Here is a 17,121-nt window from a genome sequence, read left to right as displayed (position 1 = left end):
GCATGAGGAATGCGCCGGGAACGGCGGCGCGGGGACCGCGACAGGCGCGGGCGGCCACGGGGTCGAGGCCCGGGGCGGGACTGCTCGCCGTTCTCGCTCTGGCCCTGCTCGCGGGCTGCGCCCGCTACGAGGCCAAGCCGCTCGACACGCACGCCGCGCTTCCCGATGCCCCGCGCAAGGTGCTCGTCGATCCCGCCTCCCTGCCGTTTCCGAAGCTCGCGGGACACGTCTTCGACCCGGGCGACGGACTGGACGAGACCGAGACGGCCATGCTGGCCGTGGTCAACAATCCCGATCTCCGGACGGCCCGGGCGGATGCCGGAGTCTCCCACGCCCAGGCCTTCGCCGCCGGGCTGCTGCCCGACCCCCAGGTCGGCCTGTCCGAGGACTTCCCGCTGCGCGACGTTCCCGGCTCCAACTACACGGCCTACAGCGTGGGCCTGAGCTACGACCTGAACGCCCTGCTGACCCACGAGGTGGTGCTCGAGGCCGGGCGTGCCTCTGTGCGCCAGGCCGACCTCGGCCTCGTGTGGCAGGAATGGCAGACCGCGAGCCGGGCCCGGCTGCTGTTCGCGCGCATCGTCTCCGGGCAGCGCCTCGAACGGCTCCTCGCCGCCGACGCGGCCCTGCTCGAGGAACGCCAGGCGCGCATGGACCGCGCCCTGGACGCGGGGGACGTCACGGCGGCCGCGGCCGGGGCCGACCTCGCCGCCCTGGCCGACGCCACGGGCAGGCTCTCGACCCAGCGGCGCGCCCTGGCCAAGGACCGCCACGACCTGAACCTGCTCCTGGGCCTTGCGCCCGAAACGCGCCTGGAGCTCGTGGGCGAGCCGTACTCCCCGTCCCTGGACGAGGGGCTCGTCGCCCGGCGGCTGGCCGACCTGGCCCAGCGCCGCGCCGACCTGCTGGCCCTGAAATGGGGCTACGAGAGCCAGGACGCGAAATACCGCAAGGCCATCCTGGACCAGTTCCCGGCCCTGAACCTCGGCTTCAACCGGGCCTCGGACACGAGCAACGTGCAGACCTTCGGCTTCAGCGTGACCATGAGCCTGCCGCTGTTCGACCGCAACCGGGGGAACATCGCCGTGGCCAAGGCCACGCGGGAGCGCCTGTACGACGATTTCCAGGCGCGGCTGGCCCAGGCCGGATCGGACGTCGCCCGGCTGCTCGACGACCTGCGGCTCCTGCGCGCCCGGCTCGCCGAGCTGGACGCCACCCTGCCCAGGCTCGACCGGGCCGAGGCCGCGGCCCGGAAGGCGGCCGACGCGGGCGAGATCGACGAGCAGAGCTACCTTTCCCTGCACGCGGCAAGGAGCGCCAAGCTCGCCGAGCGCATAACCCTCGCGCAGTCCCTGGCCGAGCAGCGCCTCGCTCTGGAGACCACGCTCGGCTGCGACCCGTCGGTCCTGGAGAAGGTCGCGGCCGGAGACGTCCCGGCGCGGCACGAGGAGGCACCCCGATGACCCGAACGACCAGAACGACCCCAAATATCAGAAAGACCAAGTCCGTCCGGTTCGCGGCCGCCGTCCTCGCCCTGGTCTGCCCGCTGCTCCTGCTTTCCGTTCCCGCCCGGACGGCCCAGGGCAAGGACGGGCAGGACGGGTCGAGCGTCCTGGTGAAGACGGCGGCGCTCACGCGAAAGTCCGTGGAATCCACCCTTTCGGCCTACGGCCAGGTGCTCCTGGACCCGCGGCAGACAGCCGCCGTGTCCTTTCCCCGGAAGGGGACCGTCGAGCGTCTGATGGTCGCCCAGGGGCAGATGGTGCGCAAGGGCGCGCCCCTGGCGAGCTTTCGCTCGGCCCCGGAGGAGCTGGCCGCGTTCAGGCAGGCGCAGCTGGGCGTGGACTACGCGGGCCGCGATCTCGAGCGCGTGCGGCGCATGCTGGGGCAGCACCTGGCGACCACGGCCGACCTGGCGACGGCGGAAAAGACCCTGGAAGACGCCCGTTCCGCCCTGAAGGCCCAGCGCAGCCGGGGAACGGGCACGCCGAGCGAGGTCGTCCGCGCGCCCTTCGACGGCATCGTCTCCCAGGTCGCGGTCAAGCAGGGGGATATCGTCCCGGCGGGCGGCCTCGTGCTCCAGATCGGGCGCAACTCCGGGCTTCGGGCCGTGCTCGGCGTGGAGCCGGAAGACGTCTCCATGGTCGCGGACGGCATGGAGGTGCGCATCACCCCGGTCTTCGACCACGACCGCCCGGTGGAGGGACGCATCGCGGCCGTGTACGGGATCATCAATCCCCAGACGCGTCTCGTGGACGTCGTGGTCGCGCTTTCGTCCGGCGGCGCGGGCATGGTCCCGGGCATGCAGGTGCGCGGGAAGATCGTCCTGGGCACGACCCGGTCCTTCGTGGTCCCCCGCTCGGCGGTGCTGCGCGACGCGGACGGCAAGGCGGGCCTCTTCCAGGTCAAGGACGGCCATGCCGTGCACGTCCCCGTGACCTGCGGCGTGGAGACGGACGGCGAGGTCGCCGTGTCGGGCTCCCTCGATCCGGCGCTGCCCGTGGTGGTCTCGGGCAACTACGAGCTTCGGGACGGCACGGCCGTGCGGGAGGAGGGCCGGTGAACTTCACGAACTGGATCCAGGCCCACCGCCGGTCGATCCTGTTCCTCCTGGCCCTGCTCGCGGCAGGCGGGCTGGCGGCCTCCTTCGGCATGCCGGTCACGCTCTTCCCCCGCGTCAACTTCCCGCGCATCGACGTCGGCCTCGACGCCGGGGACAGGCCCGCCGAGCAGATGGTGCTGCAGGTGACGCGGCCCGTGGAGGAGGCCGTGCGCCGGGTGCCCGGCGTGCGCGACGTGCGCTCCACGACCAGCCGGGGCAGTGCCGAGGTCTCGGTGACCATGCAGTGGGGCACGGACATGTCCCTGGCCACGCTGCAGGTCAACTCGGCCATCAGCCAGATCATGCCGAGCCTGCCGCAGGGCACGTCCCTGCTCACCCGGCGCATGGATCCCACCGTCTTTCCCATCATCGCCTACAGCCTGACCTCGTCCGACCTCTCGCTGGCCAGGCTGCACGACCTGGCGGCCTATGAGCTGCGGCCGCTGCTCTCGAGCGTGGACAACGTGGCCCGCATCGGCGTGACCGGCGGCGACGAGCAGGAGTTCCGCGTCACCGTGGACCCGGGGCGCCTCACGGCCTACGGCCTGTCTCTGCAGGACGTGGCCCGGGCGCTGAGCGTGGCCAACGTGCTGCAGGCCGTGGGCCGCATGGAGGACCACTACAAGCTCTTCCTGGTGCTCTCGGACACCCGCTTCAAGGACCTCGCGGACATCCGGCGCACGGTGCTCACGAGCGGGAGCAACGGGCTGGTGCGTCTGGAGGACGTGGCCACGGTGGAGAGCTCCACCGTGCCGCGCTGGATCAGGGTCACGGCGGACGGGCGGCCCGCGGTGCTGCTGCAGGTCTACCAGCAGCCGGGCGGCAACTCCGTGCGCATCGCGCGCGACGTCAAGGCCAAGCTCAAGGCCTACGCGCCGCAGCTGCCCAAGGGCGTGAAGATCGCCAACTGGTACGACCAGAGCCGCCTGGTGGTCGCTTCCGCGGCCAGCGTGCGCGACGCCATCCTCATCGGCATCGGCCTGGCCGCGCTGGTGCTCCTCGCCTTCCTGCGCAGCCTGAAGATCACCCTGATCGCCGTGCTCGTGGTGCCCACGGTGCTCGCGGCCACGGTGGTGCTGCTCTCGGCCCTCGGCATGAGCTTCAACATCATGACCCTCGGCGGCATGGCCGCGGCGGTGGGGCTCATCATCGACGACGCCATCGTCATGAACGAACACATCGTGCGGCGGCTGCGCGGCCGGGAGCAGGGACACCGCGAGAGCGTCATGCGTGCCGCGCGCGAGTTCTTCCCGCCCCTGGCCGGGTCGAGCGCCGCGACCATCGTCATCTTCGTGCCCCTGGCCTTCCTGGGCGGGCTCACCGGCTCCTTCTTCAAGGCCCTCTCCCTGACCATGGCCTCGTCCCTGTTCATCTCCTTCCTCGTCTCCTGGCTGGCCATCCCCCTGCTCGCCGGGCGCCTCCTGCGCGAGAAGGACGCGGCCCGTCCCGAGGGCGGCCGTCTCACGGACCGGGTGAACGAGCGCTACGCCGCCTGGCTGCGCCGCCTGCTGGACCGCCCGTGGCTCGCCCTCGTCCTGGTGGCGGCGCTCCTGGCCGGAGGCCTCCTGGCCTTCGCCCATCTGGGCTCCGGCTTCATGCCCTCCATGGACGAGGGAGGCTTCATCCTGGACTACCGGACCCCGCCCGGCACCGCGCTCAGCGAGACGGACCGCCTGCTGCGCCAGGTGGAGGAGATCGTCTCCGCCACGCCCGAGGTGGAGACCTATTCGCGGCGTACCGGCACGGGGCTCGGCGGAGGGCTCTCCGAGGCCAACGAGGGCGACTTCTTCATCCGCCTGAAGAACAGGCGGCAGCGCGACATCTGGGCGATCATGGACGACGTGCGCGGCAGGATCGAGCGCCGCGTGCCGGGCATAGAGGTGGAGACGGCCCAGCTCATGGAGGACCTCATCGGCGACCTGACGGCCGTGCCCCAGCCCGTGGAGGTGAAGCTCTTCTACGACACCCCCGGGCCGCTCGAGTCGACGGCCAGGCAGGTGGCCGCGCGGCTGCGCCGCGTGCCCGGGATCGTCGGCGTGCGCGACGGCATAAACCCGGCGGGCGACGCGCTCGACATCCGCGTGGACAAGACCAGGGCGGCGCTCGAGGGCCTGGACCCGGAGGCCGTGACCGCGCTCGTGCGCGACGCCCTGAGCGGCACGGTGACCACCCAGGTCCAGGAGCCCGTCAAGATGGTCGGGGTCAGGGTCTGGATTCCCGAGGCCATGCGCGGCACCGAGCCCGACATCTCGAAGCTGCTCCTCAGGGCCCCGGACGGCCACCTCTTCCCCCTGGGACGCATCGCAAAGGTCACGGCGGTCACCGGGCAGCCGCAGATAAGCCGCGAGAACCTCAAGCGCATGGTCGCGGTCACCGGGCGCATCAGCGGCCGCGACCTCGGCTCGGTCATGGGCGACGTGAAGAAGGCGATGGGCGCGCAAAAGCTGCCGCGCGGCATGTACTACGAGCTCGGCGGCACCTACGCGCAGCAGCAGATCGCCTTCGCCGGACTGCGCAACGTCTTCGCCGCGGCCGTGGGCCTGGTCTTCCTTCTGCTCCTTTATCTCTACGAAAGCTTCCGGGTGGCCGCGGCCATCATGGTCATCCCGCTCCTGGCCGTGGCCGCGGTCTTCGCCGGGCTGTGGGCAGCGGGCATAGAGCTGAACATCTCCGCGATCATGGGCATGACCATGATCATCGGCATCGTGACCGAGGTGGCGATCTTCTACTTCTCCGAATACCACGACCTCCTGCCCCAGCTCGGCCACCGCGAGGCCGCGGTGCAGGCGGGCGTGAACCGCTTCCGCCCCATCGCCATGACCACCCTGGCGGCCATCCTGACCCTCCTGCCCCTGGCCTTCGCCCTCGGGCAGGGATCGGCCATGCAGCAGCCGCTCGCCGTGGCCATCATCTCGGGGCTCGTGGTGCAGCTGCCGCTCGTGCTGCTGATCATGCCGGTGCTCTTCGACCGGCTGTCCGGCGGCGCCGGGGCGGCGCCCCGCGCAGGGAGCGAGCCGCCCCCGGGAAAGGGGAAGAGGGAGGAGGGAGACCTGCAAGGAGACGATCGTGATCCGTGACCTGCGCATCCGGCACAAGCTGCTGCTCCTTCTGCTCGCCCTGGTCATCCCGCCGCTGGTCCTGATCAGCTGCTACGCCATCTGGGAGGCCCAGAACCTGGGTGGGGACCTGGCCGACAGCGCGGAGGCGGGCATGACCCGCATCGCGCAGCGGGAGCTGACGCTCGCGGCCGACCTCGTGGACACCGAAATGCTCGAGGCCAGGCAGTCCCAGGAGCTCATGCTCGGGCTCATGGCCAAGGAGGCCGCCGGGCTCCCCGCCCAGTCCGCCGAAGGGACGGCGGTTCCCTCCGGCGCGAAGAGCGGCCTCTTCCATTCGCCGTCCGACGCCGAGCCCGAGGCGGCGGCCCGGGACGAGGCGCGGCTCGCGGGCCTGCTGCCCGAGCTGCGGGACCTCTTCTCCCAGGGCCGGGAGGAGGCCGCCTGGGGCAGCGTGTGCCTGAGCGGAGGGACCTGCCTGACCTATCCGCCCCGGCCGGACTTCCCCGCGCACTACGACGCGCGCGCCCAGGAGTGGTACCGGGAAGCGGCCGAGAGCCCCGTCCCGGTCTGGAAGCTCCACGTCAGTCCGTCCGGGGGCAGGATCGTCATGACCCTGGCCGAGTCCGTGCGCGGACGGGGGGGGCGGCCCGCGGGAGTGGCGGCCATCACGGCCCTGCTGCGGATCGTGCGCGAGAACGACAGCCTGTCCTCGGGCAACGGGCGGAGCTTCCGCACCATGATCGCCAGGCTCGGCCGCCGTCCGGACGGCGGCCAGGGGCTCTTCGTCATCGGCGACCAGGTGGAGGAGTCGGGCTTCCTGTTCTGGGAGCGGCCGAGCTCCCGCCACTGGCTGGATTTCGACGGCGCGTCCTCCTGGAACCGCATCAGTGCGGCCCTGGACAAGGGCGAATCAGCCCTCGCCTCCACGTCCTACAAGGGCGTGCCCGCCTTCGCGGTCTGCAAGCCCCTGCTCGGTTCGGACGCCGTGCTGGTCATCATCTCCCCCCGCGAGGTCATCGAAGCGGGCGGCGAGCGGGCCGAGGACGCCATCATGTCCCGCACCTGGCGCATGACCCTGGTCACGGGCGGCCTGACCCTGGCCACGATGATCGCCGTGGTCTTCCTGGGGCTGTGGGGCTCGGGAGCCCTGACGCAGCGGCTGGCCGGGCTCGCGGCCGCCGCCCGGCGGCTGGCCTCGGGCGACCTTTCGGCCTTTGTGCCCGTGACAAGCCGGGACGAGATCGGCGAGCTCGCCCAGACCTTCAACGAGATGGGCCCGCAGCTCGACGAGCGGCTGCGCCTCAAGCAGGACGTGCGGCTTGCCCGGGAGGTGCAGGAGACCCTGCTGCCGCAGTCCCCGCCCAGCCTGCCCGGGCTGGACATGGCAGGCGCGGTCTCCTTCTGCGATGCGACCGGAGGCGACTATTTCGACTTCCTTCCATACCCCGGCGGAGGGCCGTGCGACGTGGTGCTGGCCGACGTGAGCGGCCACGGCGTTTCCGCGGCGCTGCTCACGGCCGTGCTGCGCGGACTGCTGCGGGGTCGCGGCGGGCCGGAGGTCTCTCCGGCGGCGCTCCTGACGCGGGTGAACCGCCTCTTCTCAGAGGACACGAGCGTCTCCGGCAGCTTCGTCGTCATGCTCCACGTCCGCGTCGAGCCAGGCGGCCCGGGCCGTCCGGCCCGCCTCGCCTGGTGCCGCGCGGGACTGGATCCGGCGCTGCTCTACGACCCGGCCGCGGATGCCTTCTCCGAGACCCTGGGCGAGGGGGTGCCCCTCGGCGTGCTCCCGGACCATGTCTACGCGGAGGGAGAAGGAGCGTCCCTGCTCCCCGGCCAGGTGCTGGTCATGGCCACGGACGGGGTCTGGGAGGCGCGCGACACCGCGGGGGAGATGTTCGGCAAGCAGCGGCTGCGCGAGGTCGTGCGGGCGCACGCGGGCGAAAGCGCCCAGGATCTGGTGGCCGCGGTGCACGCCGCCGTGCGGGACTTCCTCGGCGAGGCGCCTCAGGAGGACGACGTCAGCGTGGTGGCGGTCAAGGCCCTGCCCCTGTAGCCTCCTTCTCCGGCCAGCCTGTCGAGGCACCTGTCCATGGCCTGGGTCGGGCCCAACGGCATGTGGCCGTAGCGCAGGGAGAGCTGCCGCGCGGCGCTCTTCGCGGACTCACCGTCGATGACGAGCTTCCACAGGGCCGCGGCCAGCCCGGAGCGGTCCGCGCCCGACTTGCAGTGGACGAGGATCGGGCGCGGCGCGCTGCGGAAGATGGAGAGGAGCCGGCGGAGCTTGGCGGGAGCGGGCGCGCTGGTGGCGGAAAGGGCGATATCGACATGGCCGACGCCGAGGGCGCGGCAGGTCGCCACCTCCTCGTCGTACCAGGCGGCGCCCCGCTGCCCGCCCCGCAGGTTGACGACCGTGCGTATGCCGAAGGCGCGCACGTAATGCTCCAGCTCGTCCCGGTCCATCTGCGCCGAGCGGTACGCCTCCCCGGCCGTGACCGCGTGGAAGTTGCCCTGCTCGTCCAGGTACCAGAGCCTGGCCAGGACGAGGGACGCCAGAAGGCAGAGAGCCAGAGCCACGCGCCCGGCCTGCTTTTTATGTATCCATCTCATGTCGTTCCTCGTGCTGAAGCTGTTTCGTTGCGATCGACCCGTACCGTCGGAGCTCACTGTGGCCGGCCGCGCCCGTGGCCGCTGCCGAGCGGCGCGAAGAGCAGGCGGTAGGCCGCCAGGGCCCAGGCGTAGACCGGGCCCTCGAACAGGCGGCGGCAGCGAAGGAGCCCCAGGGCGCTCGCGGCGGCCACGCCCGCCGCTCCGGCCATGTCGAGGGGGAAGTGCACGCCGAGGTAGATGCGCGCCCAGGCCACTGGCAGGCCCAGCAGGGCCAGGAACAGGCCGACCCTGCGCGTCGAGGCATGCGTGAGGAGGCTGAACGCCACAGCCCACAGCAGGGTCAGGTGGTCGCTCGGAAACGACGAGTCCGCGGCATGGGCCAGGAAGCTGTGGCCGAGCCCCAGGGCGAAGGGGCGGTGATGCGGCCAGACGAGGCCGATCGCCTGATTGGCGGACAGTCCGAGAAGCCCTGCTGCCGCGGCCCGCAGCATGACCGCCCGCGTGGCCGGAGCGCCCCTGAGCCAGCCCGCCGCGAGCGTCAGCGGCACGAGCCAGATGGCCTGGACGGCGAGCATCCGGGCGAGGCCCAGGAGAAGGACGGGCGGGTTCACCGAGGCGTTCAGCAGCAGAAAGAGAGTCCGGTTGAAATGCTCCATGCTCGTCTCCGGGAATGGGGATAGGGTGCGTTCCCGGAGCAGACTGCTGCGCGAGACTTAGCTGCGGCTTAGAGGGCGGACTTGGCGGGACGATCCGGTGCTCCTGGCAATGCGCCGTCCGAGAGGAAAGACGCACTCCCTGCACACCACGGGACCGTGGTGACGCCGGGTCAGGCCAGAGCATCTTCACATCCAGGAACACAGTTGCGGGCTGCGCCCGCATTTTGCCGGGGAGGGGGCATTCCGTGCCATAGCCCCCTGCCGCCTTCGGCTTCGCCTGCGGCGGCATTCCCCCTCGGCGAGTGCTCGTTACTTCGCTGCGCGGAGCACGAATTCAGGAAAAGGCTGGCCATGGGGAAGCAGAGCCCCCAAACCGCCAACCGGCATGGTCTTCTCGGAGATGGTTGCCAGGCGCTCGGGCTCCCTTTTGACCAGGGACGACGTCTACCCGGACGAAGGCCGGGTGGTGCTGCACACGCGCAAGAAGCGCTCGCGCAGCGTGCCCTTGCGCAGCGTCACCCTGACCGGCGTCCTGCGCGACGTCCTGACGAGGCTGTGGAAGGAACGCGATCCCGACGTGCCCTGGGTCTTTCGGCTCGAATGGAAGAACCGGAAGACCGGGCTGCAGGAGAAGCGGCCCTACAGCAAGCGCAGCAACCTGCTGAAGAAGCTGTGCGCCCGGGCGGACGTGACGCGCTTCGGTTTCCATTCCCTGCGCCGCTCCGGGGCCACGGTCATGGACGAAGCGGGTGTGGCCGTCTCGGCCATCCAGCGTATCCTGGGCCATGGCGACCGGCGCTCCACCGAGCGCTACCTGAAGAAGCTGCGCCCCATCGAGATCGAAGCCATGGCGATCTTCGAGCAGGCCTGCGGCAGGCGGACCGAAAACCACACACAGACGGCCCACACGGCTTAGGCAGCGGCGGAAGGAAGGCCCCCCCAACACATTGAAATGGCTAAGGTTGGAATCAGCCGCACACGGGAAGGCGCACTGATTTCAAAGGGTCCCTTCTCCCCCTTCCCCACGCGGATTACGGCCTGGCCGTCCTACTTCGCGTACAGTTCGCTGGCCTTGCCCAGCAGCTCCCGCATGTGGCGCACCAGGGTGTGCGGGTCGGCGAGGTAGCCGTCCTGGATCATGGCGGACTCGTAGAGCTGCTCGGCGGCCAGGGCGAGGAAGGGGTCCTCGGCGTTCCTGGCGGCCACGGCCAGGAGGTTGCGGATGACCGGGTGATGCGTGTTGATCTCGAGCACGCGCGGCGGCACGGACTCGTCCTTGGTCATGAGGCGGATGATCTTCTGCATGCCGGAGCTGGGCTGGCCGTCCGGGGCCACCAGGACCACGGGCGAGTCCTTGAGGCGCTTGGACTCGCGCACCTCGGTCACGCGCTCGCCGAGCACGGCCTTCATGCGGGAGATGAGTTCGGGCAGGGCCAGGAGCTCGTCCTCGCGCAGCTCCTCCTGCTTCTCCTCGCCATCAGGCCCGGCCACGTCGGGCAGGGCCTCCAGGACGGCGGGATCGGCGCGCTCGGCCGGGACCAGGAGCTTGCTGTCGAACTCGTGCAGGGTCTCCATGACGAACTCGTCGATGGGATCGAGGAGCAGCAGGACCTCGACGCCCTTCCTGCGCAGGAGCTCGAGGTTCGGGTTGGCCAGGGCGGCCTCGCGGCTCTGGCCGGAGATGAAGTAGATCTCCTTCTGCCCTTCCTTCATGCGGCCCGCGTATTCGGCGAGCGAGGTCAGGGCCTCGGGATCGTCGCTTGCGGTGGAGGCGAAGCGCAGCAGCTCGGCGAAGGACTCCTTGTTGGCGAAGTCGCCGTAGCCGAGCTTGAAGATCTTGCCGTGCTCGCGCCAGAGGGTGGCGTACTTCGCGGGCTCGGACTCGGCGAGCTTCTTCAGGTGCGAGAGCACCTGCTTGACCACGGAGGTGCTGATCTTGCGCAGCAGCAGGTTCTCCTGCAGCGTCTCGCGGGCCACGTTCAGCGGCAGGTCCTCGGAGTCCACCACGCCGCGCATGAAGCCCAGGTACTCGGGCAGCACGTCCTTGTTCTCGTGCTGGATGAGCACGCGGCGCACGTAGAGGTCCACGCCCTGCTGGCCCTGGTAGGAGCCCATGAGCAGGTCGCGGTTCTTCTGCGGCACGAAGAGCAGCGCGGTCCACTGGATGGGCGCGTCGGCCGCGATGTGCACGGTATCGAGCGGCTCTTCGGAGTCGTAGGTCAGGAACTTGTAGAATTCGGCGTACTGCTCGGCCGTGACCTGGAACTTGGGCTCGCGCCAGATGGCCTGCACCGTGTTCACGCGCTCGCCGTCCACCAGGATGGGCCAGGCCAGGAAGTTGGAGTGGCGCGCGATGATCTCTTTGATGCGCGCCGGGTTCGCGTACTCCTTGGCCTCGGGGCGGAGCGTGACGCGGATGGAGGTGCCGCGTTCCGGGCCGTTTTCCGCCGGGCTGATGGTGAAGCTGCCCTGTCCGTCCGAGGTCCAGGTCCAGGCGGGCTCCTCTCCGGTGTGGGAGCGGGTGGTGAGCTCCACCTTGTCCGCGACCATGAAGACCGAGTAGAAGCCCACGCCGAACTGGCCGATGACCGAGGAGGCCTGGGTGGAGTCCTTGGTCTCGGCGAGGCGCTTGACGAACTCGGAGGTGCCCGAGTGGGCGATGGTGCCGATGTTCTGCACGATCTCGTCGCGGGTCATGCCCACGCCGGTGTCGCTGATGGTCAGGACGCCCGCGTCCTTGTCCGTGGTGATCCTGATCTCGAGCGGCATCTCGGCCGCGCCCGCGCCGCGCAGCTGCTCTATGCGCAGCTTGTCCAGGGCGTCGGAGGCGTTGGAGACGAGCTCGCGGAGAAAGATCTCCTTGCTCGCGTAGAGCGAATGGACCAGGATATCGAGAAGCTGACGGATCTCAGCCTTGAACTTGAACGTACCCGTGCCCTTGGCGCTGCTCATGTGCGTCGTTCCTCCTTTGGGGCTCATTTGTGATCAATTGCAGTACATAATCCGTTTTCGGCATCTGGCAAGGGGTCGGGGGCAATGAGGCGCTCGTTTTGCGCAGGCCGGGGCGAAGGCCGGAAGGGATGGGCCGGGCGGGCGGCTGCAGGGCCCGGGCGCGGTGACGGGAAGGAGGGGAGAGAGCGGCCCCGGCGGCCTCTTTTCCCGGGGCCTCGACTTCGCGTTCCGCCTGGCGTAGATGCACGAGCGCAAAGAAGGAAGAAACCATGCGCGCCACGATAGTCCTCTGCCTCTGCCTCCTGCTGCTCCCGGCCTGCTCCCCCATCGACTATTCCGCCAAGGACCATCTGGTGAAGCTCGCCGACTCGCGGCTGGCCCACGACAAGCTGCTTCTCGCCCCCGGGTGGGACGAGGTCAGCAGCCGGACCACGAGCGAGAACGGAAAGACCTCGGCCGTGGCCCTGTTCAAGGGCAAGGACGGGGGCGAACAGCTGGGCGTGCTCTACGAGCCCGTTTCCGTGGAGGCCGAGCCGGGCTCGGACGACTGGATCGAGTGGAACCGCTGCGACGACCAGGCCTTCTGCGACACCGTCTACACCTTCTTCGACGCCAAGAGCTGCGCGCTCGTGGCCTACTACATGGTGCCCGCGCTGCACGGCCGCTACGTGGTCTCCTTCAGCCGCGGCGTGCAGGACGACAACGTCCCCTGCGATGCGTGGGAGAACAAGGATTTCTTCAGCGAACGGCAGGAAGAGCTGTACGAGGATTTCCTGGACAGGGCGGACCAGGCCTTTCGGCCCGTGGCCCGCTGAGGCGGCCGGGACCGGCCGCGGCTAGCCCTTCGAGAGGGTGCTGATCTTCTCGAGCAGGAACTTCTCCATCTCGCGGCGGTCCTTGCGCAGGCGCACGAGCTCGGATTCGAGGACCGAGAGCTTGTCCCTGAGCTCGGAGTTCTCGCGGCGCAGGTTCAGCACCTCTTCGCCCTGGACGCCCGGCTCCTGTCGGGTCTCGCCGCGCTCCTGCAGCACCTCGAGTTCCCCGCGCAGGGTCTGGATGAGCAGGTCCTGGTCCGCGAGCCTGGACTCGCAGTAGCCCCCGCTCCGGCGCAGGGTGTCCACCACGGAGGCCTGCTCGGCCATGGCCTGCCTGGCCTCCGCGAGCTGCTCGTTCAGGGTGGAGAGCCCGTCGCCGCAGGCCACGCGCAGCGCCTCGCCCAGCTTCTCGCCGATGACCTTGGCGATCTCCATGCCCACGGCCGTGGCGATCTGCGCCGTGCCTTCGACCACGGGTTGCATCTGCTGCATGGGCATGGGCATGGCCGCGCCGGACGCGCCCTGCTCGCGCGCGGGCTCCACGTTCAGGGGGTAGTGCGAGGCCAGTTCGGCCTTCACGTCGCGCGTGGTGTGGCCGAGCTTCAGCATCTCGCCGATGGTCCTGAAGATGTCCACGGACTCGGGCCTGAAGCGCTTCTGTCGGCCGCGGCCCACGCTGGGAAGGAATTCCGAGAACCGGTTCTTCCAGTAGTGCAGGGTCGATTCCGGGATGTTCAGGTCCCTGGAGATCACTGCGATGGAGAGCAGCTTTTTCGCGGTCACGGCGCCTCGCTCCGGGCCAAGGGTGCTGCGGGTTGGCCCCAACTTATGGACGCATAGCGGGCAAGTCAAGGCTGACGCGGTGTTATCGCCTTTTTCCCGTCTGCGGCAAGCCCGTAATAGCGCCGGTAATAGTGGTCCGGCGATCGGGGGAGCCCGAGCCTGCGCTCCGCGAGCCAGCGGCCGAGCAGGAGCACCACGGCCGCCGCGTTGCCGCGCAGCCCCTCCCGCCGCCAGCGCCTGGCCGAGGCGGCCACGCCGGGCTTGCGGCCGGAAATCCCCCGCCCCAGGAAGAGGAACGGCCCCGCCTCCTTGAGGCGCAGCGAGAGTTCCACGTCCTCCATCAGCGGCAGCTCCGGAAAGCCGCCCATGGCTTTGAGCGCGTCCGCGCGCACGAACTGGGCCTGGTCGCCGAAGGCGATGGAGGAAAGCCGCGCCCGCCAGTTGTTGGCCAGGGCCACGAGCCCCGTGCCCGCGCCTCCTCCCTCCGGTCCGGCGTAGCGCATGGCCGCGGCCCCGCCCGGGGCCTCGGGGCGTCTTGTCAGGGCCTCGCGCATGCGGGCGAAGAGCCCGGGATCCGGCAGGCAGTCCGCGTGCAGCACGACCACCACGTCGCCGCGCGCCGCGCGCGCCCCGGCCGCTATCTGCGTCCCCCGGCCCGGCGCGGAGCGCACCACCCGCGCGCCCAGCCGCTCGGCCAGCGCGGCCGTGCCGTCCGTGGAGCCGCCGTCCGCCACCACCACCTCGGCCGCTCCCCCGGCCGCGGCCACCGCCGCCAGGCAGGCGGGCAGCCGCGCGGCCTCGTCCAGCACCGGCACGACCACGCTCACGCTCGCGGGCCTGGTCCATCTGCGCTCACGCTCCATGCGGTCGTCGCGCCACACGCCCCAGGCGAGCAGGGCCAGAAAGCCCCCGTACTCGGCCACCGTGAGCCAGGCCCAGTCGCCGACCAGGCCTCCCGTGGCCGGGGTCCAGTTCACCGGCAGCCGCACGGCCATGGCCCCGCACAGCCACAGCCAGGCGCGCGAGGGGAAGAGCGGCAGGAAGACCGCAACCATGCACAGGTACCAGGGATGCACCGTGGGCAGGAGCAGGAGCAGGCAGGCAAAGGCCAGGGCCACGCTGCGCAGCCTCTCCTGCACCGCGAGGAAGACCGCGACCAGGCAGGCGAGCAGCCCGGCGCCCAGCAGCAGCGGCGTCGCCCCGCCGCTCACGGGCCAGAGAAGCTCGGCCGCCAGGCCGCCCGAATGCCAGCCGCCGAAGGTCGCGAGCATCCGGAAGAGGCCGGCCCCGGCATCCGCGAAGGGCAGGAAGAGCAGGAGCGGCGCCAGCGCCCACCAGGCCTTGCGCCGGTTGTCCGCGCGCAGGCAGAAGGGCACGGCCAGGAAGGCGAAGTACTTGGCCATGGCCGCGAGCCCCAGGCAGAAGAAGCCGCGCCCGGCCTGCCCGCGCTCGAAGAAGAGGAGCCCCAGCAGCAGCGGCAGGAGCTGCACGGCCTCGGCATGGCCGTCTCCGGCCAGGAAGAGCAGGGCCAGGGGGTTCAAGGCCCAGAGCAGCAGCCTGCCGGGCCTGATCCCGCGCCGCGCGAGCAGGGCCGCCAGCACCGCCAGCACCCCGGCCTCCACGGGCAGGAGCAGGAGCTTCACCCCCAAGGTCCCGGGCAGGACCCAGGCCGCGAGCCGGAAGAACAGCTCCAGAAGCGGCGGGTAGATGGCCGTGAACTGCCTGAAGAACATGCCGCCGAACACGGCCGGATGGGCCGCGGCCAGACCTTCGAGGACCGGGGAGTCCGGCGCCAGGGCGTAGGGATTGTGCCCGGCCAGCTGCACCAGCCCCTCCCAGGCGTAGCGGAAGACGTCCGCGTCCGGCGGCGCGAGGAGCCAGGCCGCGCGGAAGAGCACCCCGAGCCCCACGACCAGGGCGAAGCCGCGCCTCCCTTCCAGCCGGAAGCTCCTGCACAGCGGCCAGAGCAGCGCCGTGCCCGCGACGTAGAGCAGCGCAAAGGCCAGAAGCGTGCGCCCCTGCCCGTCCGCCCGGCAGGCGAGGAGCACGAGCAGCGCCTGGGTCAGGCCGAACAGCCCGAGCCACATCGCGAACGCCCGCCAGGCCTTCTGCCGCGCATGTTTCTCCATGAACCACCCCTACCCGCTGCGCCGCACAGCGGCAAGCCGCGCGCGGAAAGCTGCGCTATAGACAGAATCCCCGCTTCTGACGCAAACCAATCCGGACAATCGATTTGCCCGACCCTGCTCCCACGGGCTACCCGAAACAATCCGACAACCGGAGGCCGAATGCGCGCGCGCAGCTTCTTTCCCCGCCCCCTCTACACCGCGGTCAGGCTCGTCCTGGCCGCCATGATCATCGTCGCCGGAGTCATCAAGCTCCAGGACCCGCGCGTCTTCGCCGTGACCATCGACGCCTTCGGCATCGCGCCCCGCTGGCTCGTCATTCCGCTCTCCCAGTGGCTGCCCGTGGCCGAGATCGCCCTGGGCGTGGCCCTGGCCTTCGATCTGCGCGGCAGCCTCCTGGTCACCTGCCTCGTGCTCCTGCTCTTCATCGGCGTGCTCGTCTACGCCATCCACATAGGCCTGGACATCGACTGCGGCTGTTACGGTCCATCGGAACCGGAGGCCCAGGCCTTCGGGACCCTGTGGACCTCGGTGTACCGCGACCTGGGGATGATCGCCGCGGCAGTCTGGCTCTACGCCGCACGCGCCGTGCACGGCATCGCGCCGCGCAGTCCCCTTCCCCCCTTCACCCGAAAATGCAAGGAGTGCGATCGATGACCAACCCGAAGAGACTTGCCCTGCTGCTCGCCCTGTGCCTCGCGCTCGGCCTGGCCCTGGCCTCCACGGCCCTGGCCGGCAACAAGTTCGAGGACGAGGTCACGGCCGAAAAGTACGCCGTGCTCGGCGCCAACCTCGCCATGCAGGCCATGCAGGGCGACTACAAGCTCGTGGACGCCGCGACGCTGAAGAGCTGGATCGACGAGAAGAAGGACATGGTCATCGTCGACACCATGCCCTACGAGGCCAGCTACCTGAAGGCCCACGTGCCCGGCGCCGAGCAGTTCCTCTTCCCCGTGCCCACCATGACCAAGTGGGACGCCAAGGAGACCGACGGCAAGTCCGAGGCCGACTTCGAAAAGCTCCTCGGACCCGACAAGGCCAAGACCATCGTCATCTACTGCGGCTTCGTGAAGTGCACCCGCTCCCACAACGGCGCCATGTGGGCCAGGAAGCTGGGCTACACCAACGTCTACCGCTTCCCCGGCGGCATCTACGCCTGGATGGGCGCCGACTACCCCGTCGCAAAGTAAGAAAAGAGCCTCCGACGTCCGGAGAGAGGCTCTGCGCCCCTCTCCGGACTCTCCCGCGCGGGGGATCATCCCCCCGGCTGAGCCCCGCCCCGCTTCGCTCTTGGCGCCTGGTCAGGCTCGGCAGACGAAGCCTGGGCGCGGCAGGCAGCAGTTTTCTCCACCACGGTCGCCGTTCCGCCGACAAGCGACACTCCTTCCCCAACCTCTTCCCCTCTCCTTTGCCCTGAACCGTCAGATGCGCTCGCTGTCCTCGCCCCGGGCAAAGGAGATGTGGTCGGGCCGTTTTTTTCGCCCTCCGCCGTCCCCGGCGGAGGGCGAAAAAAACGGCCCG

General features: G+C 70.3%; 13 protein-coding genes. 8 read left to right on the top strand and 5 right to left on the bottom strand.

What is annotated here, in order from left to right; genetic code table 11:
• Positions 1-2 precede the first annotated feature (2 nt).
• From DSX2_RS06290 to DSX2_RS06275, 4 genes are read left to right on the top strand one after another with little or no spacing between them, the layout of a single operon-like run.
• Positions 3-1,463, top strand: a complete 1,461-nt coding sequence (locus DSX2_RS06290) for a TolC family protein (protein WP_020880328.1) — start codon at positions 3-5, stop codon at positions 1,461-1,463.
• Positions 1,460-2,563: an efflux RND transporter periplasmic adaptor subunit gene (locus tag DSX2_RS06285; RefSeq protein ID WP_020880327.1), complete on the top strand. Its 1,104-nt coding sequence runs from the start codon at positions 1,460-1,462 to the stop codon at positions 2,561-2,563. The genes DSX2_RS06290 and DSX2_RS06285 overlap by 4 nt, the downstream gene beginning before the upstream one ends.
• Entirely contained in the window at positions 2,560-5,679 is a 3,120-nt protein-coding gene (locus tag DSX2_RS06280; RefSeq protein ID WP_020880326.1) for an efflux RND transporter permease subunit, read from the top strand. Before DSX2_RS06285 ends, DSX2_RS06280 begins: the two co-directional genes overlap by 4 nt.
• Positions 5,669-7,714, top strand: coding sequence for a SpoIIE family protein phosphatase (locus DSX2_RS06275; RefSeq protein ID WP_020880325.1), 2,046 nt, complete (start codon positions 5,669-5,671; stop codon positions 7,712-7,714). Before DSX2_RS06280 ends, DSX2_RS06275 begins: the two co-directional genes overlap by 11 nt.
• On the opposite strand, the gene DSX2_RS06270 is transcribed toward DSX2_RS06275, so the two are convergent.
• On the bottom strand, positions 7,666-8,268 hold the full coding sequence (locus DSX2_RS06270) for a dual specificity protein phosphatase family protein (protein WP_020880324.1): 603 nt from the start codon (positions 8,266-8,268) through the stop codon (positions 7,666-7,668). The two genes, DSX2_RS06275 and DSX2_RS06270, sit on opposite strands and share 49 nt — an antisense overlap.
• A gap of 53 nt (positions 8,269-8,321) precedes the next feature.
• Positions 8,322-8,924 carry an undecaprenyl-diphosphatase gene (locus DSX2_RS06265; protein ID WP_020880323.1) on the bottom strand — a complete coding sequence of 201 codons (603 nt, stop codon included), beginning with the start codon at positions 8,922-8,924 and terminating at the stop codon, positions 8,322-8,324.
• Positions 8,925-9,309: 385 nt separating this feature from the next.
• Here DSX2_RS06265 and DSX2_RS06260 point away from each other — a divergent pair, with 385 nt between their 5' ends.
• Complete coding sequence (locus DSX2_RS06260; RefSeq protein WP_020880322.1) at positions 9,310-9,840, top strand: tyrosine-type recombinase/integrase; 531 nt, start codon at positions 9,310-9,312, stop codon at positions 9,838-9,840.
• Between the two features lie 131 nt (positions 9,841-9,971).
• Here DSX2_RS06260 and htpG read toward each other — a convergent pair whose 3' ends face one another.
• The gene (htpG, locus tag DSX2_RS06255) at positions 9,972-11,876 is read right to left on the bottom strand and encodes a molecular chaperone HtpG (protein ID WP_020880321.1); all 1,905 of its coding nucleotides are present in this window, start codon (positions 11,874-11,876) and stop codon (positions 9,972-9,974) included.
• Between the two features lie 269 nt (positions 11,877-12,145).
• Here htpG and DSX2_RS06250 point away from each other — a divergent pair, with 269 nt between their 5' ends.
• Entirely contained in the window at positions 12,146-12,691 is a 546-nt protein-coding gene (locus DSX2_RS06250; protein WP_020880320.1) for a hypothetical protein, read from the top strand.
• Between the two features lie 21 nt (positions 12,692-12,712).
• On the opposite strand, the gene DSX2_RS06245 is transcribed toward DSX2_RS06250, so the two are convergent.
• Together DSX2_RS06245 and DSX2_RS06240 are read right to left on the bottom strand one after the other, a co-directional pair.
• A complete protein-coding gene (locus DSX2_RS06245; RefSeq protein WP_020880319.1) occupies positions 12,713-13,474 on the bottom strand; it encodes a MerR family transcriptional regulator in 762 nt (253 codons plus the stop codon).
• A 65-nt stretch (positions 13,475-13,539) separates the two neighbouring features.
• Positions 13,540-15,603, bottom strand: coding sequence for a glycosyltransferase (locus DSX2_RS06240; protein ID WP_152512860.1), 2,064 nt, complete (start codon positions 15,601-15,603; stop codon positions 13,540-13,542).
• Positions 15,604-15,762: 159 nt separating this feature from the next.
• Here DSX2_RS06240 and DSX2_RS06235 point away from each other — a divergent pair, with 159 nt between their 5' ends.
• Both DSX2_RS06235 and DSX2_RS06230 read left to right on the top strand, forming a co-directional pair.
• On the top strand, positions 15,763-16,257 hold the full coding sequence (locus tag DSX2_RS06235) for a MauE/DoxX family redox-associated membrane protein (protein ID WP_020880317.1): 495 nt from the start codon (positions 15,763-15,765) through the stop codon (positions 16,255-16,257).
• Complete coding sequence (locus DSX2_RS06230; RefSeq protein WP_020880316.1) at positions 16,254-16,790, top strand: rhodanese-like domain-containing protein; 537 nt, start codon at positions 16,254-16,256, stop codon at positions 16,788-16,790. Before DSX2_RS06235 ends, DSX2_RS06230 begins: the two co-directional genes overlap by 4 nt.
• Positions 16,791-17,121: the final 331 nt, after the last annotated feature.

Source organism: Desulfovibrio sp. X2, from assembly GCF_000422205.1.
Taxonomy (GTDB): domain Bacteria; phylum Desulfobacterota; class Desulfovibrionia; order Desulfovibrionales; family Desulfovibrionaceae; genus Alkalidesulfovibrio.
Note: the sequence above shows the minus strand (reverse complement) of the source record. Positions and strands in the feature narration are given on the sequence as shown.

What these genes read in the sequence shown, in the direction of transcription:
- DSX2_RS06290 (WP_020880328.1), top strand. Translation starts at nt 3, where the DNA reads ATGAGGAATGCGCCGGGAACGGCGGCGCGGGGACCGCGACAGGCGCGG.
- DSX2_RS06285 (WP_020880327.1), top strand. Translation starts at nt 1,460, where the DNA reads ATGACCCGAACGACCAGAACGACCCCAAATATCAGAAAGACCAAGTCC.
- DSX2_RS06270 (WP_020880324.1), bottom strand. Translation starts at nt 8,268, where the DNA reads ATGAGATGGATACATAAAAAGCAGGCCGGGCGCGTGGCTCTGGCTCTC.
- DSX2_RS06265 (WP_020880323.1), bottom strand. Translation starts at nt 8,924, where the DNA reads ATGGAGCATTTCAACCGGACTCTCTTTCTGCTGCTGAACGCCTCGGTG.
- DSX2_RS06260 (WP_020880322.1), top strand. Translation starts at nt 9,310, where the DNA reads ATGGTCTTCTCGGAGATGGTTGCCAGGCGCTCGGGCTCCCTTTTGACC.
- htpG (WP_020880321.1), bottom strand. Translation starts at nt 11,876, where the DNA reads ATGAGCAGCGCCAAGGGCACGGGTACGTTCAAGTTCAAGGCTGAGATC.
- DSX2_RS06250 (WP_020880320.1), top strand. Translation starts at nt 12,146, where the DNA reads ATGCGCGCCACGATAGTCCTCTGCCTCTGCCTCCTGCTGCTCCCGGCC.
- DSX2_RS06240 (WP_152512860.1), bottom strand. Translation starts at nt 15,603, where the DNA reads ATGGAGAAACATGCGCGGCAGAAGGCCTGGCGGGCGTTCGCGATGTGG.
- DSX2_RS06235 (WP_020880317.1), top strand. Translation starts at nt 15,763, where the DNA reads ATGCGCGCGCGCAGCTTCTTTCCCCGCCCCCTCTACACCGCGGTCAGG.
- DSX2_RS06230 (WP_020880316.1), top strand. Translation starts at nt 16,254, where the DNA reads ATGACCAACCCGAAGAGACTTGCCCTGCTGCTCGCCCTGTGCCTCGCG.